Source organism: Comamonas sp. 14P8.1.4 (assembly GCF_057799285.1).
On sequence record NZ_JBYOKN010000011.1, the window covers coordinates 1 to 19,507 of the forward strand.

Consider the following 19,507-nt stretch of genomic DNA (forward strand, 5'->3'; position numbering starts at 1 on the left):
GGTCGCTGTCCGCTGCACACCTGAAACCCGTCATTGGGCTGTCCCTCGCGTCAATGCTCGGATGGCCGGTATGGGACGGTGACCGTTAGGCCGCGTTGCGGCTACGAGCAGCCGCAACCGCTGCAAAGCAGAAGTAGCTCGGCGAAAGCAGTTGGAGCCCAGCCACCGCCCATCCGCACGAAGACACCCAACACACCGCACACTCTGACGGAGACCCGGCTGCGCACCAGCTTCGCCGCTGTCCCATAAAATTGACGCAGTTGCCACCTGCGCAGGTCTGCCGTGCACTGGGGATGGGGCGCTTTCTCCATCCTGCAGACAGGGTGCCTGCGGTGGCGGGTTTCCATTGCCAGTGGTCTGCCGTTTCTGCTGCACCGGGTGTGCTGGAGCGCACGTTCGGCGCCCCCTCGTGTGTTCACACACCGCGCGCGCAGACGGCCTGTACACCCTGGAAGGGCGGGCAAGCCACCCGCATCCATCGATATCTAGATTGACACCGTGTCCGATATTCTCAATATTTCCTGCTACAAGTTCACGCCCCTGCCGGATGCTGATGCGCTGCGCGTCACCTTGGCGGAGCGTGCCAATGCGCTGGCCCTCAAGGGCACGGTGCTGCTGGCCGAAGAAGGCATCAACTTCTTTTTAGCCGGCCCCGCTGCCGCTGTGCATGCTTTTGTCGATGCCTTGCGTGAAGACCCCCGCTTTGCCGATCTGGCGCCCAAGGAAAGCTGGTCCGACACCGTGCCGTTTCGCAAGATGCTGGTCAAGGTCAAGCGCGAAATCATTCGCATGGACCACCCCACGATTCGCCCTGCGGCAGGGCGTGCGCCGTCGGTGGCGCCCGCTACCTTGCGCCGTTGGCTGGAGCAAGGCCACGACGATGACGGCCGCGAAGTGATCACGCTGGACACCCGCAACGACTACGAAGTGGATGAGGGCACCTTCCGCAATACCGTGGATTGGCGCTTGACAAAGTTCACCGAATTTCCTCCTGCCCTGCGTGCCCACAAGGGCAGCTTGGCCGACAAGACGGTGGTGAGCTTTTGCACCGGCGGCATCCGCTGCGAAAAAGCCGCCATCCTGATGCGCGATGAGGGGCTGGAACATGTCTACCAGCTGGAAGGCGGCATCCTCAAGTACTTTGAAGAAACCGATGGCGCTTTCTACGACGGTGGTTGCTTTGTGTTTGACGAGCGACGCGCTGTGGGGGCCGACCTGGCCATCACGCCGCTGCAGGCCGATGGCGGTGACACGCCGGAGCAAGCGGTCTGAATGCTGAGTGGCAAGGTGCGGTTGCAGTATCCAATTGGCATCTAGCCCTTATGCAGCCTACGCAGGCAGCTAGCAAAATAAAAAAGGCTTCCAGTTGGAAGCCTTTTTTGATGCTGCAGGAGAAATCACTCCCCCAGATAGGCTGCACGCACTTTGGGGTCGTGCAGCAGGGCGTGGCCGGGGCCTTGCAGCGTCAGCTCGCCGGACTCCAGCACATAGCCGCGCTGGCTCACTTCCAGCGCCAGGCGGGCGTTTTGCTCAATCAGCAAGATGGTGACGCCTTGCCGGGAGATGTCTTCGATCACCTCGAAGATTTTGTCCACCATGATGGGTGCCAGGCCCATGGTGGGCTCATCGAGCAGCAGCAGCTTGGGTTTGGAGAGGATGGCACGGCCCATGGCCAGCATTTGCTGCTCGCCGCCCGAGAGCGTGCCCGCGGTTTGCTTGCGCCGCTCGGCCAGGCGCGGAAAGCGCTGGTAGACCTGTTCCTCTTCTTGCGCAAGAGTGGCCCTGTCGCTGCGGCTGTAGGCGCCCATGTGCAGGTTTTCTTCAATGGTCAGCTGCGGGAAGATGCCGCGCCCTTCGGGCACCATCACCAGGCCTTGGCGCACCATGGCATGTACGGGCTGGCCTGCCAGATTCTGGCCCTGGTAGTGAATGCTGCCGGCCGCCAGCGGCACCAGACCGCAGATGGCACGCAGCGTGGTGCTTTTGCCAGCACCGTTGGCACCGATCAGGGCCACCAGTTCACCGGGGTTGACGTGCAGGTCCAGCTGGCGCACGGCACGGATGCCGCCATAGGCAACATCCACACCACGCAGATCGAGCAGGGGGGTAGAAGCGTTCGCGGCTTCAGTCATGGCGAGGCTCCTCCGGGTTGGGGGTGGCAAGTTCAGGGTGCAGGTGCGGGTCTTGGGCGGCGCCTTTGCCCAGATAGGCTTCGATGACGCGCGGATCGCGCTGCACTTCGTGCGGCAGGCCATAGGACAGCACCTGGCCGTATTCCAGCACCAGCACGCGGTCACACATGTTCATGACCAGCTTCATGTCGTGCTCGATCAGCAGCACGGTGATGCCGTCGTTGCGGATTTTCTCGATCAGTGCGCGCAGCACCACGGTCTCGGACGGGTTCATGCCTGCGGCAGGTTCGTCCAGGGCCAGCAGCGCGGGGCCGGTGGCCAGAGCGCGGGCAATTTCCAGGCGGCGCTGGTCGCCGTAAGACAGCGAAGACGCGACTTCATTGGCAACGTGGCCAATGCCGACGTAGTCCAGCAACTCCAGCGCCCGCGCTTCGGTGCGGGCTTCTTCCTCGCGTGTGGCCTTGTTGCGCACCACGGCGCCCCACAGCCCGGCCTTGGTGCGCAGGTGCTGGCCGATCATCACGTTTTCTAGCGCGGTGAGCGAGGCAAACAAGCGAATGTTCTGGAAGGTGCGTGCCAGGCCTTGTTCGGCGATCTGGTGCGGTTTGAGCCGAGTCAGCTCCACCCCCTGGAAGTTGCAGCTGCCCGACTCCGGGATGTACAGCGCGGTCATCACGTTGAACAGCGTGGTTTTGCCGGCGCCGTTGGGGCCAATCAGGCCAAAGATCTCGCCTTTGCGGATTTCAAAGTTCACGTCTTTGAGGGCCTGCAGGCCGCCAAAGCGCTTGCTCAGGCCTTGTGCAACCAGCAAGGGCTCGCGGACTGGCGTGGGGGATGTGGTGGGCGGCACGGCGTTCATGCTTGCGTCTCCTTGCCACGGTTGAGTTCACGTTTGCGCACGCTGGATGGCCACAGCCCTTCGGGGCGGAAGATCATCACGGCCACCAGCGCCACACCAAACAGCAGCATGCGGATAGCGTCTGGATCGACCAGCACATCCCCAAACAGGGTTTGCTGAATGGGCACCACCACGTTGCGCAGCACTTCCGGGAAGATGGATAGCAGCAGCGCACCCGCCACCACGCCGGGCACATGGCCCATGCCGCCCAGCACCACCATGCACAAGATGGCAATGGACTCGCTCAGGCCAAAGCTCTCGGGGCTGACAAAGCCCTGCATGGAGGCAAACAGGCAACCGGCCACACCGCCAAAGCTGGCACCCATGCCAAAGGCCATGAGCTTGATGTTGCGGGTGTTGATGCCCATGGCCTTGGCGGCCACTTCGTCTTCGCGCACGGCTTCCCAGGCACGGCCTACGCGCGAGTTCTGCAGGCGGATACAGATGAAGATGATGAGGATGACCAGCGCCATCAACAGGTAGTAGTACTTTTCTGGCCCGGTGATGCGAAAGCCCAGAATGTTTTCGGGGCGGCCCAGCGCCCAGTCACCAATCTTGAAGGTGTCGATGCGGTTGATGCCTTGCGGGCCGTTGGTGATGTTCACCGGCGCATCCAGGTTGTTCATGAAGATGCGGATGATTTCGCCAAAGCCCAGCGTCACGATGGCCAGGTAGTCACCGCGCAGCTTCAGCACCGGAAAGCCCAGTGCTATGCCCGCCATAGCAGCCAGCGCAACACCAATGGGTAGTACCACCCAAAAAGGCAGATGCAGATCAAAGTGCGGTGAGGCCAGCAATGCCCAGGCATAGGCCCCGACGGCATAGAAGGCGATGTAGCCCAGGTCGAGCAGACCGGCAAAGCCCACCACGATGTTCAGGCCTAGCGCCAGCATCACATACAGCAGGGCAAAGTTGAGAATGCGGATCCAGCCCTGGCCGGTGGTGGCGTTGAGCAGGAAAGGCAGCGCCAGCAGCACGGCACCGATGGCAAATGCACCCAGCCACACTTTGGCGGGCGTGCGGACTTTGGAGGGGGTGAGTGTCTGGCTCATGCGCGGTCTCCCGAACGTTCGCCCAGCAGGCCGGAGGGGCGGAAGATCAGCACAACCACCAGCACGATGAAGCTGAACACATCTTGGTAGTGGCTGCCGAAGACGCCGTTGGTCAGGCTGCCCACGTAGCCGGAGCCCAGTGCCTCGATCAGGCCCAGCAGCAGGCCGCCGAGCATGGCGCCGCCGAGGTTGCCAATGCCGCCCAGCACCGCAGCGGTAAAGGCCTTGAGGCCCAGCATGAAGCCCATGGTGTACTGGGCCACGCCGTAGTAGCTGGTGATCATCACGCCCGCTATCGCGGCCAGGGCCGAACCAATCAGGAAGGCTGCAGAGATGACGGTGTTGATGTTCACCCCCATCAGACCGGCCACTTCGCGGTTCTGGGCGGTGGCGCGCATGGCCATGCCCAGGCGGGTTTTGTGCACCAGCAGCAGCAGGGCCACCATGATCAGGGCGGAGCCCAGCATGATGGCAATTTGCAGCATGCTCAGGCGCGCGTCACCCAGCTGGAACACGGTGGGTTCGATGATGTGCGGGAAATTCAGGTAGTTGCGGCCCCAGACCATCATCGCCACGTTCTGGATGATGATAGACACGCCAATGGCCGTAATCAGTGCGGCCAGGCGCGGGGCGCGGCGCAGCGGGCGGTAAGCAATGCGCTCGGCCGTCCAGCCCAGCGCCATGCACACGGGAATGGACACGAGCAGGGCAGCCCCAAGCGCGACGAAAACGGACACATCACCGTAGTGACCGACCAGGGCCAGCACGATGCTGGTGGCCGTCATGGCACCTACCATGACCACATCGCCGTGGGCGAAGTTGATCAGGCCGATGATGCCGTAGACCATGGTGTAGCCCAGTGCTACCAGCGCATACACGCTGCCAGCGGTCAGGCCGTTGATGATTTGTTGCAGAAAAATATCCATGACGGGCGCACCTGGCGGTGTGGGCAGTCGGAGAAAAATGGACCTGTGAAGGAACAAGTCCGAGAGAGGGCGGTGGCGTGCAGCCACCGCACACGGCCGCTGGGAGCAGCCGTCACGCCCGCAGAGCGTTCAGCGGGCGTGACTGGGGCATGGCCTTACTTGCCAGAGTCCACAATGGTTTTCACTTCTTCCCACTTGCCGCCCTTGACGTTGTAGATCGTCACGGCCACTTCGCTCAGGTCGCCCTTGCTGTCATAGGCAATGTTGGCGCTGGTGGCGCCGCTGCGCTTCAGAGCGGCCAGCTTGGACAGGTACTTGTCGGCCTTGGCCGAGCCCGCTTGTTCCATGGCGGTGATCATGTTCCATGCGCCGTCATAGGCGTAGGGGGCGTAGACGCCGGGTTCAGCCTTGAAGCGGGCCTTGTAGGCAGCGGCAAACTTTTCGCCCTGGGCCATGGTCTTCAGGGGCACGCCTGCCAAGGAGGCATAGGTGCCGTTGGCGGCGTCGCCTGCCAGCTTCAGGAAGGTGTCGCTGCGGGTCATTTCACCGGAAACCAGTGGCTGGGTGATGCCCAGTGTCTGCATCTGACGGCGCATGGGGCCGGATTGCGCATCCAGGCCGCCGAAGAAGATGGCATCAGCGCCCTTGGCCTTGATGCTGGTCAGGATGGCGGTGAAGTCGCTGGCCTTGTCGGTGGTGTATTCGCGGGCCACCACAGTGCCGCCCGCACGCTTGACGGCGGCGATCACCTGGTCAGCCAGGCCTTGGCCGTAGGCGGTACGGTCGTCAATGACGGCGACTTTCTTGGCCTTCAAATCTTTCACGATGAAGACGCCCACGGCAGCACCTTGCTGGGTGTCGCTGGTCATCATGCGGAAGGTGTTGTCATAGCCTTGCTGGGTGTACTCGGGCGAGGTGGCCATGGCAATTTGTGGAATGCCAGCATCGTTGTACACGCGGGATGCAGGAATGGTGGTGCCGGAGTTGAAGTGACCCAGCATGCCGTTGACCTTGGCGTCCACAATCTGTTGTGCCACTTGCACGCCAGTACGGGGGTCAGCCTGGTCGTCCTTGGACACCAGCACAAACTTGGCCTTGTCACCGTCGAGCTTGATGCCCTTGGCATTGGCCTCTTCCAGCGCCATGGTCAAACCGTTGCGCATGTCTTCGCCGTAGTGGGCCTGGGGGCCGGTCAGCGGGGCGGCAAAGCCCAGGCGTACAGTGGTTTCAGCGTGGGCGGCGCTCATCAGGCCGCCGAAGGCGCAGGCCAGTGCCAGGGTGCTGGTCACGGTCTTGAAGGATGGAGTGGTAGGCATGTGACGTTGCTCCTTAGTGGTGAAGAAAAAAGGACTGTAGAAAGGCTGGCTTCAGAAGGGAATGGGACTAACCCACCATCATCAGACTGGCATTGCCGCCTGCGGCGGTGGTGTTGGTGCTGATGCTGATTTCACGCAATAAACGTTCCTGGCGGTAGCTTTCGCCGCTGTGAATTTCATCGCTGGTCAGCCCTTGCACCAGCAGCAGTGGGCCGGGGCGGGCACTGAGCTGCTGCTGCAGCTGCAGCAGGGCATCGGTATCGCTCTCGGCCAGCGCCGCTTGCAAGGGCAGTTGTGCCAGTTCGGCATCGCTGGCCCATTGCAAAGCAGTGCCCGGGGCATCGGGGTTGTGCTGCTGCCACTGTGCTGCCAGCGCCCGCACGCGCGGGCTGTCTTGCAGCAGCAAGGTGTTGCCGGTGGCGTGGCAGGCCTGCCATTGGGCCTGCAGGCCAGCCACGGACTGGGGCAAGCCCCAGACCAGGCCGCGGGGTTGCAGGCCGTACTGGTCGGTTTCGCCGGTGGGACTGTCCAGTGCCACTTGCGCGCCAGCGGCAATGTCCAGTGTGTGGGTGCCACGTGCGGTGATGACGGGCACTTGCTGCAGCGCAGGCGCTTGGGCCAGCAGGCGGAACAGGTAAAGCGGGCCACCAGCCTTGGGGCCGGTGCCCGACAGGCCCTCGCCGCCAAAAGGCTGCACGCCCACCACCGCACCGACGATGTTGCGGTTCACATAAATATTGCCGGCATGAATGCGCTCGCACACATGGGCCACGGTTTCATCCAGGCGGGTGTGCACGCCAAAGGTCAGACCAAAGCCCAGCTGGTTGATGGCTTGCAGCAAGGCATCCATGTCTTTGCGCGCATAGCGCAGCACATGCAGCACGGGGCCAAAGACTTCGCGGCTCAGGTCTTGGACGCGGTTGACTTCAATCAGGGTGGGGGCCACAAAGTGGCCGTGGCGGCATTCAGCAGGCAGATCCAGGCGCGTGACGGCGTGGCCCTGGCTGCGCATGCTGTCGATATAGCTTTCGATATCGGCCTTGGCCTGGGCGTCAATGACGGGGCCGACATCGGTGGCCAGCTGGTCGGGTTTGCCCACGCGCAGCTCTTGCATGGCGCCGCGCAGCATATGCAGCACATGGTCAGCGCTGTCTTCTTGCAGGCACAGCAGGCGCAAGGCCGAGCAGCGCTGGCCAGCGGAGTCGTAGGCTGACATCAACACATCGCCCACCACTTGCTCGGACAGGGCCGAGGAGTCCACCACCATGGCGTTGATACCACCGGTTTCGGCGATCAGCGGCACGGGCTTGCCGTGTTGCCCCAGGCGTTGCGACAGGCGGCGGTGAATGTGCTGGGCTACCGGGTGCGAACCCGTGAACACCACGGCATCGGTGGCTGGGTGGGCGACCAGGGCTTCGCCCACGGTTTCACCATCGCCAGGCAGCATTTGCAGCGCGTGCTCGGGAATGCCTGCCTGGTGCAGCAGGGCCACTGCTTGGGCGGCGATCAGGTTGGTTTGTTCCGCTGGTTTGGCAATCACCACATTGCCCGCCGCCAAGGCGGCTGCAATCTGGCCGCAGAAGATGGCCAACGGAAAGTTCCAGGGGCTGATGCAGACCACCACGCCCAGTGGGCGGTGGCTGTCGTTGTTCAGGTGCTGGGTGGCTTGCTGGGCGTAGTAGCGCAGGAAGTCGATGGCTTCGCGCACTTCGGAGATGGCGTTGGGCAATGTCTTGCCGGCTTCGCGGCACAGCAGACCCATCAACGGTTGCAGCTGTGCCTGCAGCAAATCGGCGGCGCGTTGCAGGGCTTCGGCACGGGCGTTGACCGGGGTGGCTTGCCAGATGGGCGCTGCATGCTGCGCTTGTGCCAGGGCTTGTGCGACTTCGGCAGGGCCTGCCATGCGCACCTCGCCCAGCACATCGTGGGCGTGGGACGGGTTGTGCACGGCCTGCGCAACCAAGTGGCTGGCGTGCGCGGGCTGGGCGGTGACAAGGGCTACGCTGCTGAGCAGGGCCGCGGACAGCGAGGCCAGGCGTTGCTCATTGCTCAAATCCAGGCCGGCCGAATTGCCCCGTTCCTGCGCGGCGTACAGCGCGGCCGGGGTGGGAATGCGGTCATGCGGGCGACCCAGCGGGTGCAGGGCCTGGGCGGCGAGCACGGGATCGGCCACCAGTTGGGCAATATCGATGCTTTCATCGCCAATCTGGTGCACAAAAGAGCTGTTGGCGCCGTTTTCCAACAGACGGCGCACCAGGTAGGCCAGCAGGGTTTCATGGGTGCCCACCGGTGCATAAATGCGGCAGGGGCGCGCCAGCTTGCCGTGTGCGGCATCGCCCACCACCTCTTCGTACAGCCCTTCGCCCATGCCATGCAGGCACTGGAATTCATACTGGCCTCGGTAGTAGTTGTTGCCCGCCATGTGGTAGATGCTGGCCAGCGTGTGGGCGTTGTGCGTGGCAAATTGGGGGAAGATGGCTTGCGGTGCATCCAGCAGCTTGCGCGCGCAGGCCAAGTAGGACACATCGGTGTGTAGCTTGCGCGTGTAGACGGGATAGTCTTCCAGCCCATCGACTTGGGCGCGCTTGATTTCGCTGTCCCAGTAAGCGCCTTTGACCAGGCGCACCATCAGTCGGTGCTTGCTGCGCTGGGCCAGATCGATGATCCAGTCCAGCACAAAGAAGGCGCGGCGCTGGTAGGCCTGCACCACAAAGCCGATGCCGTTCCAGCCGGCCAGGGTGGAGGCAAAGCACAGTTGTTCGAGCAGATCGAGCGAAATTTCCAGGCGGTCGGCCTCTTCGGCATCGATGTTCAGGCCAATGTCGTATTGGCGGGCCAGCTCGGCCAGTTTGAGCAGGCGCGGGTACAGCTCGGTCATCACGCGCTCGCGCTGGGCGCGGCTGTAGCGCGGGTGCAGGGCCGATAGCTTGATGGAAATGCCCGGCCCTTCATAAATGCCGCGCCCTTGCGAGGCCTGGCCTATGGCGTGGATGGCCTGCTCGTACGACTGCAGGTAGCGCAGTGCATCGGCTTCGGTGGTCGCGGCCTCGCCCAGCATATCGTAGGAGTAGCGAAAGCCTTTGTCTTCGAGCTTGCGGCTGTTGGCCAGCGCAGCGCCAATCGTCTGGCCGGTCACGAACTGCTCGCCCATCATTCGCATGGCGGTGTTCACGCCCTGGCGGATCAGCGGCTCACCGCCCTTGGCGATGATGCGGGTGAGGGCAGAGCCGAGCTTTTGCTCGCTGTGCACGCTGACCAGCTTGCCCGTGATCATCAGGCCCCAAGTGGCGGCATTGACAAACAGCGAGGGTGAATCGGTGTGCGATTTCCAGTCGCCCTTGCTGACCTTGTCGCGGATCAGTGCATCGCGCGTGGCGCGGTCTGGAATGCGCAGCAGCGCTTCGGCCAGGCACATCAGGGCCACGCCTTCCTGGCTGGACAGCGAATATTCCTGCACCAGCGCTTCCACGCCCGATGTCTTTTTGTGGCGTTTGTCGCGCAGGGCTTGCACCAAGCGTGTGGCCAGGGCTTGCACACCTTGTGGCTGGGGACTGCTGGCATGTGCAATCAGCAGTGGCAGGCATTCGGTTTCCGGGCGGCGGTAGGCGGCGGTGATGGCCGCGCGCAGCACGCTTTGCGACTGCACATCTTGCGCCAAGGCGTAAAACGGGGCGTAGGGTGCAGCGGCATCACCCAGCGCTTCGGGTTCACCCGTGTCGCCGGCATGGGTTGTACCCAGGTACTGCAGCTCGGGCAGCGGTTTGCCTTGTTCGATGGCTTCCAGATAGCTGTGCAGCGCCTGCTTGTGCAGCCAGTGGGGCGTGCAGCCCAGTTGCTGCGCTGCAGCTTTGAGCCTGTCACGCATCAACTCATCTACCTTGATGCCGATCGTTGTGGTCACCATACCCGCCGAGCTCCCTGAAGAAGAACCTGTGCACATTGCAGAAGTGGGGCGATTCTAAAAAGGTGCAACCTCGATAGGTATTGGGGTTTACCTGCTGCAATTCAGGTGCAACCCATTGAGGGGGTGGCGGTTAACTTTTTGGCCGTAAGCGGCATTGGTTCGCGTGCAACTTCAAAAATAGAAGCGCTTACCGCTTGTTGTTTCTGGTTTTTCGGTGGTTTTGATGCAGATGTGTAGTCAAACGGCGCGCAAGCTGCTCTTGTTTTTGCATTTCTTGGCGCAGGTACAGGTAAGAAAAAAGGCTTCCCGAAGGAAGCCTTTGTGGTGCAGGTGTGGTGCAGCAGGGCTGCGGCCCCGCCTTACACGCGCTTGCGGTATTCGCCAGTGCGGGTGTCGATTTCGATCTTGTCTTCTTGCGACACGAACAAAGGCACAGCCACTTCGAAGCCGGTAGCGATCTTGGCAGGCTTGAGCACCTTGCCCGATGTGTCGCCCTTGACAGCAGGTTCTGTCCAGGTGATTTCGCGCACGATGGTGGTGGGCAGTTCGCAGGAGATAGCCTTGCCGTCGTAGAACACCACTTCAGCGACCATGCCGTCTTCCAGGTAGTTCAGCGCGTCAGCCATGTTTTCGGCTTCGACTTCGTACTGGTTGAATTCGGTGTCCATCCACACGTACATGGGGTCGGCGAAGTAGGAGTAGGTGCACTCCTTCTTGTCCAGGATCACGTTGTCGATCTTGTCGTCGGCCTTGAACACGTTTTCTGTGCCGAAGTTGCCAATCAGGCTCTTGAGCTTCATGCGCACGGTGGCAGCGCCACGGCCGCCACGGGCGTATTCGGTCTTCAGGACGATCATGGGGTCCTTACCGAACATGATCACGTTGCCGGCGCGGATTTCTTGAGCGATTTTCATAGCTTGCTTAGCTGGTTGGGTAAAGCCGCTCAACACGGCAGGCAAGCATGTCGCTATGGGTAAGCGGTGGGCCTGCCGCATGTTCCGCGGCGGGAGCCGCTCAGGTCACACCCGCGCGCTGCGCGCAGGGCCTTCAAAGCGGCAAAGGTGGGATTTTAGCTTTTTTCAGCCACAAACGGTTGTAGCTGTGCGATCAGATCGCTGTGATGGCATAAATTTTCCCGTGCCTGCAGGGCGCAAGCGTGCCATTCCTGCAGCAGGGCTGGGGTTATGGCGGGCAGCGTCTGGGGGGCGGTCATGCCGTTCCAGGCGTGGTGAAAAGCACGCAAACTGGCGGGTGCTTGCAGCCAGTCCAGAAAGGCGTTGAGCTTGGTGTGGTGGGCGTTGTCGTGCTGCGGATAGATATGCCAGACCAGCGGCTGGCCCGCCCACAGTGCGCGCACCAGCGAGTCTTCGCCGCGCACCAAATTCACATCGCAGCCCCAGAGCATTTCATCAAACGCCTGTTGCGTGCGTGGCGGCAGATAAACCGGGTGGAGTGCCGCGGCCGTGTCCAGCGCCTGCACGGCGGCCGTGGCACGCCCTGGGGTGACCAGCAGGCGTGGGTGCCAGCCTGGTGTGGGTGTGTTGAGCTGCTGCAGCAAGGTGGGCAGCGCCGCAGGCTCATAACAAAACAGGGAGATGGCGCATTCACCGGGTTGAATGCCTTGTGCCTGGCGCCAGGCGTCGCGGTCGAAGGTGGCCTGGCGCTGGGGCAGCGATTGCTCACGCAGCAAACCACCGGTGCGCGCGGTAAAGCCGGGGTAGAAAAACCAGCGTGTCATGCCTGCAGCGGGGCCGCTCATGATGCGCGACGGCAGGCGGTGGCAGCGCTCCACATAGTCTTCGGCCGACAGGTATTCCAGGTTAACCAGCACGGGCAAGGGCTGGCCCGCTTGCTGGCGCTGGGTGTGGTGCTGGGCTAGTGCCTGCAGATAGGTGGAAGGCGCTTCACAACCAAAGGCTTCAATCACCACGTCCGGGTGGGGTGCGTAGGCAGCATCGTAGGGAACTACGCAGACGCCGGGCGCGCCTTGCGGGGCCATCCATTGCAGGGCGCTGGCGTCATCGATGTGCAGTGTCACCCGCAAGCCGCGCGCACCCAGTTCTGCAGCTAGGCGCCAGCACACCCCGATATCGCCAAAGTTGTCGATCACTTGGCAAAAAATATCCCAGCGTGGTGCGTGGTGGGGTGTGGAAGCGGTATCAAACATGGCTTTGGTGCCTGTCCAAGCAGGGCGGGCAAAGGGTGCGGGAGAGAGGCAAGGGGCAGGCGGGCGATGGTAGCGCAGTGCGGCGCGGGCTGCCTGCGGTGCGTGATTGTGAAAGCAAGAGTGAAATTGGCTGCTAGCCCTTATTAATTCAGCGCAGGCAGCTATTTGTTTTGAAAAGTTGCGGGCCTTGCTAGGCGGGGCATGTGCAAAACGCCACAATGCAGCCATGTCGTTTGAAGCGCACTCTCCAGAAATCTTGGCCCAGGTGGCGGCACTGCCTTCGCTGCCCGGTGTTTACCGCTACTTTGATGCGGCAGACCAACTGCTGTACGTGGGCAAGGCACGCAACCTCAAGCGCCGCGTGAGCAGCTATTTCCAGAAAGACCATGGCGGCACGCGCATCGGCCATATGGTGGGGAAAATCGCCAAGCTGGAGACCACGGTGGTGCGCTCCGAGGCGGAGGCACTGCTGCTGGAAAACAACCTCATCAAGACCCAGCACCCTAAGTACAACATTCTGTTCAGGGACGATAAGAGCTATCCCTACCTCAAGCTCACAGGCACGGCAGCGCACGATGGCGATATCCGCAGTCCTGCCAGCCAGTGCTTTGCGCGTGTGGCGTACTACCGCGGCAGCACCGACAAAAAACACCGCTACTTTGGCCCCTATCCCAGCGCATGGGCGGTCAAGGAAAGCATTCAGCTGCTGCAGAAAGTGTTCAGGCTGCGCACCTGCGAAGACACGGTGTTTGCCAACCGCTCGCGCCCGTGCCTGCTGTTTCAGATCAAGCGCTGCTCGGCCCCTTGTGTGGATCACATCAGCCCGCAGGACTACGCCGCCGATGTGCGCAATGCCGAGGCCATGTTGCGCGGCGAGACGCAGGCGCTGCTGTTGCAGATGGAGCAGCGCATGATGGCCCACGCGGACAAGATGGAGTACGAGAAAGCCGCAGAAATCCGCAATCAGATGAGTGCGCTGAGCACGGTGCTGCACCAGCAGGCGATTGAGACCACGGATGACAAGGATGTCGACATACTGGCCGTGAAGGTGCAAGGTGGGCGTGCCTGTGTGAATCTGGCCATGGTGCGTGGTGGGCGGCATCTGGGGGATCGGGCTTACTTTCCCTCGCAGCTCGATGACGCCATGGGTGTGTACCAGAGCGATGAAGAGGTGGCCGCGCAGTCCGTGGAAGAGCGGTTGCTGGAGGCCTTTTTGGCGCAGCACTACATCGACGTGCCGATACCGCCCATTCTGGTGGTGAGTGAGGGCGTGGATGTGGCGCTGATGCAGGCGCTGTCGGCGCAGGCGGGCTGTAAGGTGACGGCCGTGCAGCAGCCGCGTGAGCAGCGGCGTATCTGGCTGGAAATGGCGGTTCAGAACGCGGCCATTCAGCTGGCGCGCTTGCTGGCGGAAGAAGGCTCGCAACAGGCGCGCACGCGTGCGCTGGCGGAGGCGCTGGATCTACCACAGGATCGCCTGGATGAGTTGTCGATCGAGTGCTTTGACATCTCGCACACGGCGGGCGAAAGCACGCAGGCATCGTGCGTGGTGTTTCACCACCACAAAATGCAAAACAGCGAATACCGGCGCTTCAACATCACGGGCATTACCCCGGGCGACGATTACGCGGCGATGCGCCAGGTACTGACCCGCCGCTACAAACCCGTGGCCGATGCCTTACAAGCTGCGGGCGGTGCGGAGCTGGATGCCGGTGCGCCGCGCCTGCCAGATTTGGTGCTGGTAGATGGCGGTAAAGGGCAGGTGAGCATGGCGCGTGAAGTGTTTGTGCAGCTACAGCTTGATGTCTCGCGCATCGTCGGCGTGGAAAAAGGCGAGGGGCGCAAGGTCGGGCTTGAAGAGCTGGTGTTTGCCGACGGCCGCCCCAAGGTCTATTTGGGGCACGACTCGGCGGCTTTGATGCTGGTGGCGCAGATTCGCGATGAAGCCCATCGTTTTGCCATCACCGGCATGCGGGCGCAGCGCGCCAAGGTGCGCACGGGGCAAAGTAGTCTGGAAGATATCCCCGGTGTGGGGCCCAAGCGGCGTGCCCGTTTGCTGCAGCGCTTTGGTGGCGTGCGTGGTGTGGGCAATGCCAGCGTTGAAGATTTGATGACGGTGGAGGGTATTTCCGCCAGTCTGGCCGACGATATTTACCGTGCGTTGCATTGATGCGTGGCGACAGCGGATGACCGCTGCGCGCACGCTTGCTTCCAAAGTGCGCCAGCCGTGACACAATCGCCACCATGTTCTTCACCATTCCCACCCTGATGACCTGGACGCGCATTATTGCGATCCCGCTGATCGTCGGAGTGTTCTATGCGCCATTTGCGCCAGAAGCCCGCAATTTGATTGCGGCGTTGATGTTCATCGTGTTTGCTGCTACCGACTGGCTGGATGGCTTTCTGGCACGGCGCTTGAACCAGACTTCCTCGTTCGGCGCGTTCCTGGATCCGGTGGCCGACAAGTTCTTGGTGTGCGCTTCCTTGCTGGTGCTGGTGCACCTGCAGCGTGCGGATGTGTTTGTGGCGCTGATCATCATTGGTCGCGAAATCGCGATTTCTGCGCTGCGCGAATGGATGGCCCAGATTGGAGCCAGCAAGAGCGTGGCGGTGCACATGATTGGCAAGGTCAAAACGACGGTGCAGATGGTGGCCATCCCGTTCTTGCTGTTTGATGGTTTGCTCTTTGGTGTGATCGACACTCACCTTTGGGGGCAAATCCTGATTTGGGCTGCCGCGGTACTGACTGTCTGGTCCATGGTGTATTACCTGCAAAAGGCGATCCCGGAGATTCGCAGCCGCGTCAAGCACTAGCACCCGTGCCACATTGGCTGCACGTGGTGTACATTCAGCGCTGAGGGAACACCCTCAGCGCTTTTTTATTGCTCGAATGCGCAGAGCCGTGTAAAAAAGTGATCGTTCGCTCAGGTGTGATGGCGCGGGCATTCGGCAATGCGATGAGTTAGCTCATGCAAAAGCGCGAAAAAAACGTGTTTTTAACCAAAACGCCTGAGAAACCTGACTAGAATCTCGCTAACGCTGACAGGCACCATCTGGTGTCGATTCTTTTTCTTGAAGAATCAGTCACAAAAGCGCTCCAACAACCATTTCCCGAGAGGCATCTTGTGAATAAGACTGAACTGATTGAGCACATTGCTAACAACGCCGATATCTCCAAGGCTGCCGCAGCGCGCGCACTGGAGTCGACTATCGATGCAGTGAAGAAGACCTTGAAAAAGGGCGGTACAGTTTCCCTGGTAGGTTTTGGTACTTTTGCCGTTGGTAAGCGCGCTGCTCGTACAGGTCGCAACCCACGTACGGGCGACACCATCAAGATCAAAGCGGCCAAGGTGCCTAAGTTCCGTCCAGGCAAGGCCCTGAAGGACGCTTTGAACTAATCCAAGTTTTACAGTGGGGTGCTTAGCTCAGTTGGTAGAGCGGCGCCCTTACAAGGCGTAGGTCAGCGGTTCGACCCCGTTAGCACCCACCACTTCCCACTGTCAAAAAAGCATATAGAGCAATCTAGATGCTTTTTTTATTGCACAGCGGGTGCTTAGCTCAGTTGGTAGAGCGGCGCCCTTACAAGGCGTAGGTCAGCGGTTCGACCCCGTTAGCACCCACCATTCGTTGTGCGGCATTTCCTCCATCTGGATGCCAATTTTTTAGATTGCAGTGGGTGCTTAGCTCAGTTGGTAGAGCGGCGCCCTTACAAGGCGTAGGTCAGCGGTTCGACCCCGTTAGCACCCACCACTTCAATCACACATCAAGCACCTTGCGCGTATGCCCAGGTGCTTTTTTGTTGTCTGTGTGTGGTCAGCATGCTGGCAAGTGTTGTCATGCAGGCATCTGTGGATGTGCTATGGGGCTGAACAGGTAGAATCTTTGGGTTTCCTTATTCGGTTCCTGCGCTGCGCACGTATGGCGGCAGTGCAATTTTCATTGAAAAAGGCGAGCGAGCGGCTTCGCCTTTTTTTATGCATCCTCAGAAAGATTGACTATGCTCGAATCAATCCGCAAGCATTCCAAGTTCGTCATGATCTTGTTGTTCTTGCTGATCATTCCCTCATTCATTTTTGTCGGTATCGACCAGAGCTACTTTTCGGGTTCGAGCCCGACAGTCGCGCGGGTGGCCGGGCAAGACATTACCCAGAATGATTGGGACAACGCACACCGCCACGAAAGCGATCGACTGCGTGCAGAAAACCCCAACATGGATGCCAAGTTGCTGGATACGCCGCAAGCGCGCTATGCCAGCTTGGAGCGCATGGTGCGTGACCGTGTGTTCCAGGTCGCAGCACAAAAAATGCATCTGGTCACCAGCGATGCAGCCTTGGCACGCACGCTGCAGAAAATCCCCGCCATTGCCAGCCTGCGCAAGCCGGACGGCAGCTTGGATGCTGACGGCTACCGTGCTTTGCTGGCAGCTCAGGGCATGACGCCTGAAGGGTATGAAGCCTCGCTGCGCCGCGATATGTCCCTGGGCCAGGTCGTGGGTAATGTGATGAATACGGCGGTGGCTACACCTGCGGTGGCCAATGCTGCGATGGATGCTTTCTTGCAGCGCCGTGAAATTCAGGTCGCGCAGTTCATGGCCAAGGATTTCACCGCACAGGTGCCTGTCAAGGATGACGCGCTGAAGGCGTATTACCAAGCCAATGTGGCCAAGTTCCAGCAAGCGGAGCAGGCCAAGGTGGAATACGTGCTGCTGGATCTGAAGTCTGTGCGCGATGGCATTGAACTCAATGAAGCCGATCTGCAAACCTACTACAAGGAAAACGCAGCGCGTTTGGCCGGTGGTCAGGAAGAGCGCCGTGCGAGCCATATTCTGATCAATGCCCCCAAGAGCATGCCCGCCGCTGAGCGCGAAGCAGCCAAGGTCAAGGCGCAAGCGATTGACGAACAGGTCAAAGCCAACCCTGCCAGCTTTGCTGCGGTGGCCAAGGAGCAGTCGCAGGACACAGGCTCTGCAGCTTCCGGCGGTGACCTCGGTTTTTTTGCGCGCGGTGCCATGGTGCCTGAGTTTGAGCAGGCAGCATTTGCCATGCACAAGGGGGACATCAGCGGGGTGGTGGAGTCGGAGTTTGGTTTCCACATCATTCAGTTGAATGACGTGAAAATGCCCGAGATCCCTAGCTTTGCCTCGGTACGCGAAAAGATCGTGAACGACCTTAAGGACCAGCAGGCGCAGCGCAAGTTTGCCGAAGTGGCGGAGCTGTTTGCCAATACGGTCTATGAGCAGGCAGAAAGCTTGCAGCCCGTGGTGGATAAGCTGGGCCTGAAGCTGCAGACCGCTGAGGGCATCAACCGTGAGCCCAAGGCCGGTGTGGAAGGCGTTTTTGCGCATGAGAAATTCGTGGAAGCCTTGTTTGCGGCGGACAGCATTGAGAACAAGCGCAACACCGATGCGATCGACATTGGCTCCAACCAAATGGTGGCGGGTCGTGTGGTGAGCTACCAGCCGGCCAAGCAACTGGCTTTCGAAGAAGTGACCGAGCGCGTCAAGATTTTGTATGTGGCCCAGCAGGCAGCTGTGCTGGCACGCGAAGCGGGTGAAGCCAAGCTGCAGGCGTGGAAGGCTGATGCGTCGAAGGCGCAAGGCCTGCTGCCTGCAGTGGTGGTGGCACGTGACAATCCTGTGGGCATGCCCCGCCAGGTGCTGGATGCTGCCTTGCAAGCGAAAACCGATGCTTTGCCCGCTTGGGAGGGGGTGAACCTGGGTGACGATGGCTATGCCATCGTCAAGGTTAACAAAGTGCTGCCTCAAACTGAACGAGGTGAGGATTTTGCCCGCCAGGCCTCGCTGCAGTATGTACAATTGATGAGCACTGCAGAAGGCGCTGCCTATTACGAATTGCTCAAGAAGAAGTTCGACGTTCAATTCAAGGTGGTACGTCCCTGAAGTGAAGAATTCATAGCTGATTTTCTTGGAAGGCCAATAATTCAGCTATAATTCAAATCTCTGCTGGTGGCTGTAGCTCAGTTGGTAGAGTCCCGGATTGTGATTCCGGTTGTCGTGGGTTCGAGCCCCATCAGCCACCCCAAAATTTAGTTTTAAGTCATACTTAAAACAGCCAGTTACGGCGGTCATAGCTCAGTTGGTAGAGCCCCGGATTGTGATTCCGGTTGTCGTGGGTTCGAGCCCCATTGATCGCCCCATATAAAAGCCCACCTTGCTTGCAAGGTGGGCTTTTTTTGTGGTTTTGTCGTTGTGGCATGTGCCGCGCCCATGCATTGCCATGAATGGCTGACAGCACACAGCGGGTGCCGGTTTGATCAAACCCCAGGGCTGTGCCTATGATGCAGCCATGCGCTCCCAAGCAAGCTCTTTATCCCTGCGCATCTGGCAGGCGGCACGCGATACGGCGGTGGCGTGGGCGCGCATTTTTTACTTGGGTGCTATGGTGGGGGTGCTGCTGCTTTCACCCTCAACCTACTATGGCGCATCGCTGCGCCCGATCTTGCAGCGCATGTACCGCGATACGGCGCCCATCTTGCTGGGCTTTACCGTGCTGGCGGCGCTGATTTGCCTGGTGATCACGCGCATTATGGTGGTGACGGCGGTCAGCTACGGGCTGTCGCGCTACGCCCTGGAGATGGTCATCCGCGTGCTGGTGCTGGAGCTGATTCCGTTGACTGCCAGCTTGTTTGTGGCCATGCGCTGCACGATTCCTTACGGGACAGAGCTGGCCGTGCTGCGCTATTCCCAGGAGTGGCAGGCCCACAAACCCCATGGTGCGCGCTGGATGCGGCAAGAGGTGCTGCCGCGTGTGGTCTCTGGTCTGTATGCCAGTGTGACGCTGGCCGCACTGTCGTGCATGGTGGCGTTGGTGATGGCGTATGTGGGGGTCTATGGTTTTACGCTGGCGGGCTTGCAGGGCTACACCCGCATGTTTGGCCATGTGTTCAATCCTTCGGTGACCTTGCTGTTTGTGCTCAAGACCTTGTTGTCGAGCTTGGCGGTGGCCATTATTCCCGTCTCCAACGGCTTGTATGCCAAGCCGCTGCAGTCGGTGGCACGGCCCGGTGATGAACTCAATGGCCTGGTGCGCATGTTTGCCGTGCTGCTGCTCATTGAGCTGGCTTCCCTGATGGGTAACTATTACTGAATAAGA

At 60.7% G+C, this 19,507-nt stretch carries 14 protein-coding genes and 5 tRNA genes; 11 read left to right on the forward strand and 8 right to left on the reverse strand.

Annotation, left to right across the window (positions count from 1 at the left end; genetic code table 11):
* Positions 1-498: 498 nt before the first annotated feature.
* On the forward strand, positions 499-1,272 hold the full coding sequence (locus AC27VO_RS13815; RefSeq protein ID WP_488667300.1) for a sulfurtransferase: 774 nt from the start codon (positions 499-501) through the stop codon (positions 1,270-1,272).
* 125 nt (positions 1,273-1,397) lie between these two features.
* Here the strand turns inward: AC27VO_RS13815 and AC27VO_RS13820 are convergent, their stop codons facing one another.
* The 8 genes from AC27VO_RS13820 to earP form a co-directional block, all read right to left on the reverse strand.
* Positions 1,398-2,132, reverse strand: coding sequence for an ABC transporter ATP-binding protein (locus AC27VO_RS13820; protein ID WP_488667301.1), 735 nt, complete (start codon positions 2,130-2,132; stop codon positions 1,398-1,400).
* Entirely contained in the window at positions 2,125-2,991 is an 867-nt protein-coding gene (locus tag AC27VO_RS13825; protein WP_488667302.1) for an ABC transporter ATP-binding protein, read from the reverse strand. Before AC27VO_RS13825 ends, AC27VO_RS13820 begins: the two co-directional genes overlap by 8 nt.
* The gene (locus tag AC27VO_RS13830; protein WP_488667303.1) at positions 2,988-4,082 is read right to left on the reverse strand and encodes an ABC transporter permease subunit; all 1,095 of its coding nucleotides are present in this window, start codon (positions 4,080-4,082) and stop codon (positions 2,988-2,990) included. Before AC27VO_RS13830 ends, AC27VO_RS13825 begins: the two co-directional genes overlap by 4 nt.
* Positions 4,079-5,008 carry a branched-chain amino acid ABC transporter permease gene (locus AC27VO_RS13835; protein ID WP_488667304.1) on the reverse strand — a complete coding sequence of 310 codons (930 nt, stop codon included), beginning with the start codon at positions 5,006-5,008 and terminating at the stop codon, positions 4,079-4,081. The genes AC27VO_RS13830 and AC27VO_RS13835 overlap by 4 nt, the downstream gene beginning before the upstream one ends.
* A gap of 155 nt (positions 5,009-5,163) precedes the next feature.
* Positions 5,164-6,255: a branched-chain amino acid ABC transporter substrate-binding protein gene (locus AC27VO_RS13840; RefSeq protein ID WP_488667375.1), complete on the reverse strand. Its 1,092-nt coding sequence runs from the start codon at positions 6,253-6,255 to the stop codon at positions 5,164-5,166.
* A gap of 136 nt (positions 6,256-6,391) precedes the next feature.
* Positions 6,392-10,228: a trifunctional transcriptional regulator/proline dehydrogenase/L-glutamate gamma-semialdehyde dehydrogenase gene (gene putA, locus AC27VO_RS13845; protein WP_488667305.1), complete on the reverse strand. Its 3,837-nt coding sequence runs from the start codon at positions 10,226-10,228 to the stop codon at positions 6,392-6,394.
* A 359-nt stretch (positions 10,229-10,587) separates the two neighbouring features.
* A complete protein-coding gene (gene efp / locus AC27VO_RS13850; protein WP_488667306.1) occupies positions 10,588-11,142 on the reverse strand; it encodes an elongation factor P in 555 nt (184 codons plus the stop codon).
* A 155-nt stretch (positions 11,143-11,297) separates the two neighbouring features.
* Positions 11,298-12,395 carry an elongation factor P maturation arginine rhamnosyltransferase EarP gene (gene earP, locus AC27VO_RS13855; protein ID WP_488667307.1) on the reverse strand — a complete coding sequence of 366 codons (1,098 nt, stop codon included), beginning with the start codon at positions 12,393-12,395 and terminating at the stop codon, positions 11,298-11,300.
* 226 nt (positions 12,396-12,621) lie between these two features.
* Here earP and uvrC point away from each other — a divergent pair, with 226 nt between their 5' ends.
* From uvrC to AC27VO_RS13905, 10 genes are all read left to right on the forward strand, one after another.
* Positions 12,622-14,565, forward strand: coding sequence for an excinuclease ABC subunit UvrC (gene uvrC / locus AC27VO_RS13860; RefSeq protein ID WP_488667308.1), 1,944 nt, complete (start codon positions 12,622-12,624; stop codon positions 14,563-14,565).
* 74 nt (positions 14,566-14,639) lie between these two features.
* Complete coding sequence (pgsA, locus tag AC27VO_RS13865; protein WP_488667309.1) at positions 14,640-15,209, forward strand: CDP-diacylglycerol--glycerol-3-phosphate 3-phosphatidyltransferase; 570 nt, start codon at positions 14,640-14,642, stop codon at positions 15,207-15,209.
* Between the two features lie 311 nt (positions 15,210-15,520).
* On the forward strand, positions 15,521-15,793 hold the full coding sequence (locus tag AC27VO_RS13870; RefSeq protein ID WP_043387285.1) for an HU family DNA-binding protein: 273 nt from the start codon (positions 15,521-15,523) through the stop codon (positions 15,791-15,793).
* Between the two features lie 16 nt (positions 15,794-15,809).
* A tRNA-Val gene (locus AC27VO_RS13875) sits at positions 15,810-15,885 on the forward strand.
* Between the two features lie 57 nt (positions 15,886-15,942).
* Positions 15,943-16,018, forward strand: a tRNA-Val gene (locus tag AC27VO_RS13880).
* 51 nt (positions 16,019-16,069) lie between these two features.
* Positions 16,070-16,145: transfer RNA gene (locus AC27VO_RS13885), tRNA-Val, on the forward strand.
* Between the two features lie 247 nt (positions 16,146-16,392).
* Entirely contained in the window at positions 16,393-18,294 is a 1,902-nt protein-coding gene (locus AC27VO_RS13890) for a SurA N-terminal domain-containing protein (protein ID WP_488667310.1), read from the forward strand.
* 66 nt (positions 18,295-18,360) lie between these two features.
* Positions 18,361-18,436, forward strand: a tRNA-His gene (locus AC27VO_RS13895).
* A 39-nt stretch (positions 18,437-18,475) separates the two neighbouring features.
* Positions 18,476-18,551 (forward strand) — tRNA-His (locus AC27VO_RS13900).
* A gap of 149 nt (positions 18,552-18,700) precedes the next feature.
* Positions 18,701-19,501 (forward strand): MlaE family ABC transporter permease, encoded by an 801-nt coding sequence (locus AC27VO_RS13905; RefSeq protein WP_488667311.1) that lies wholly within the window; start codon positions 18,701-18,703, stop codon positions 19,499-19,501.
* Positions 19,502-19,507 lie beyond the last annotated feature (6 nt).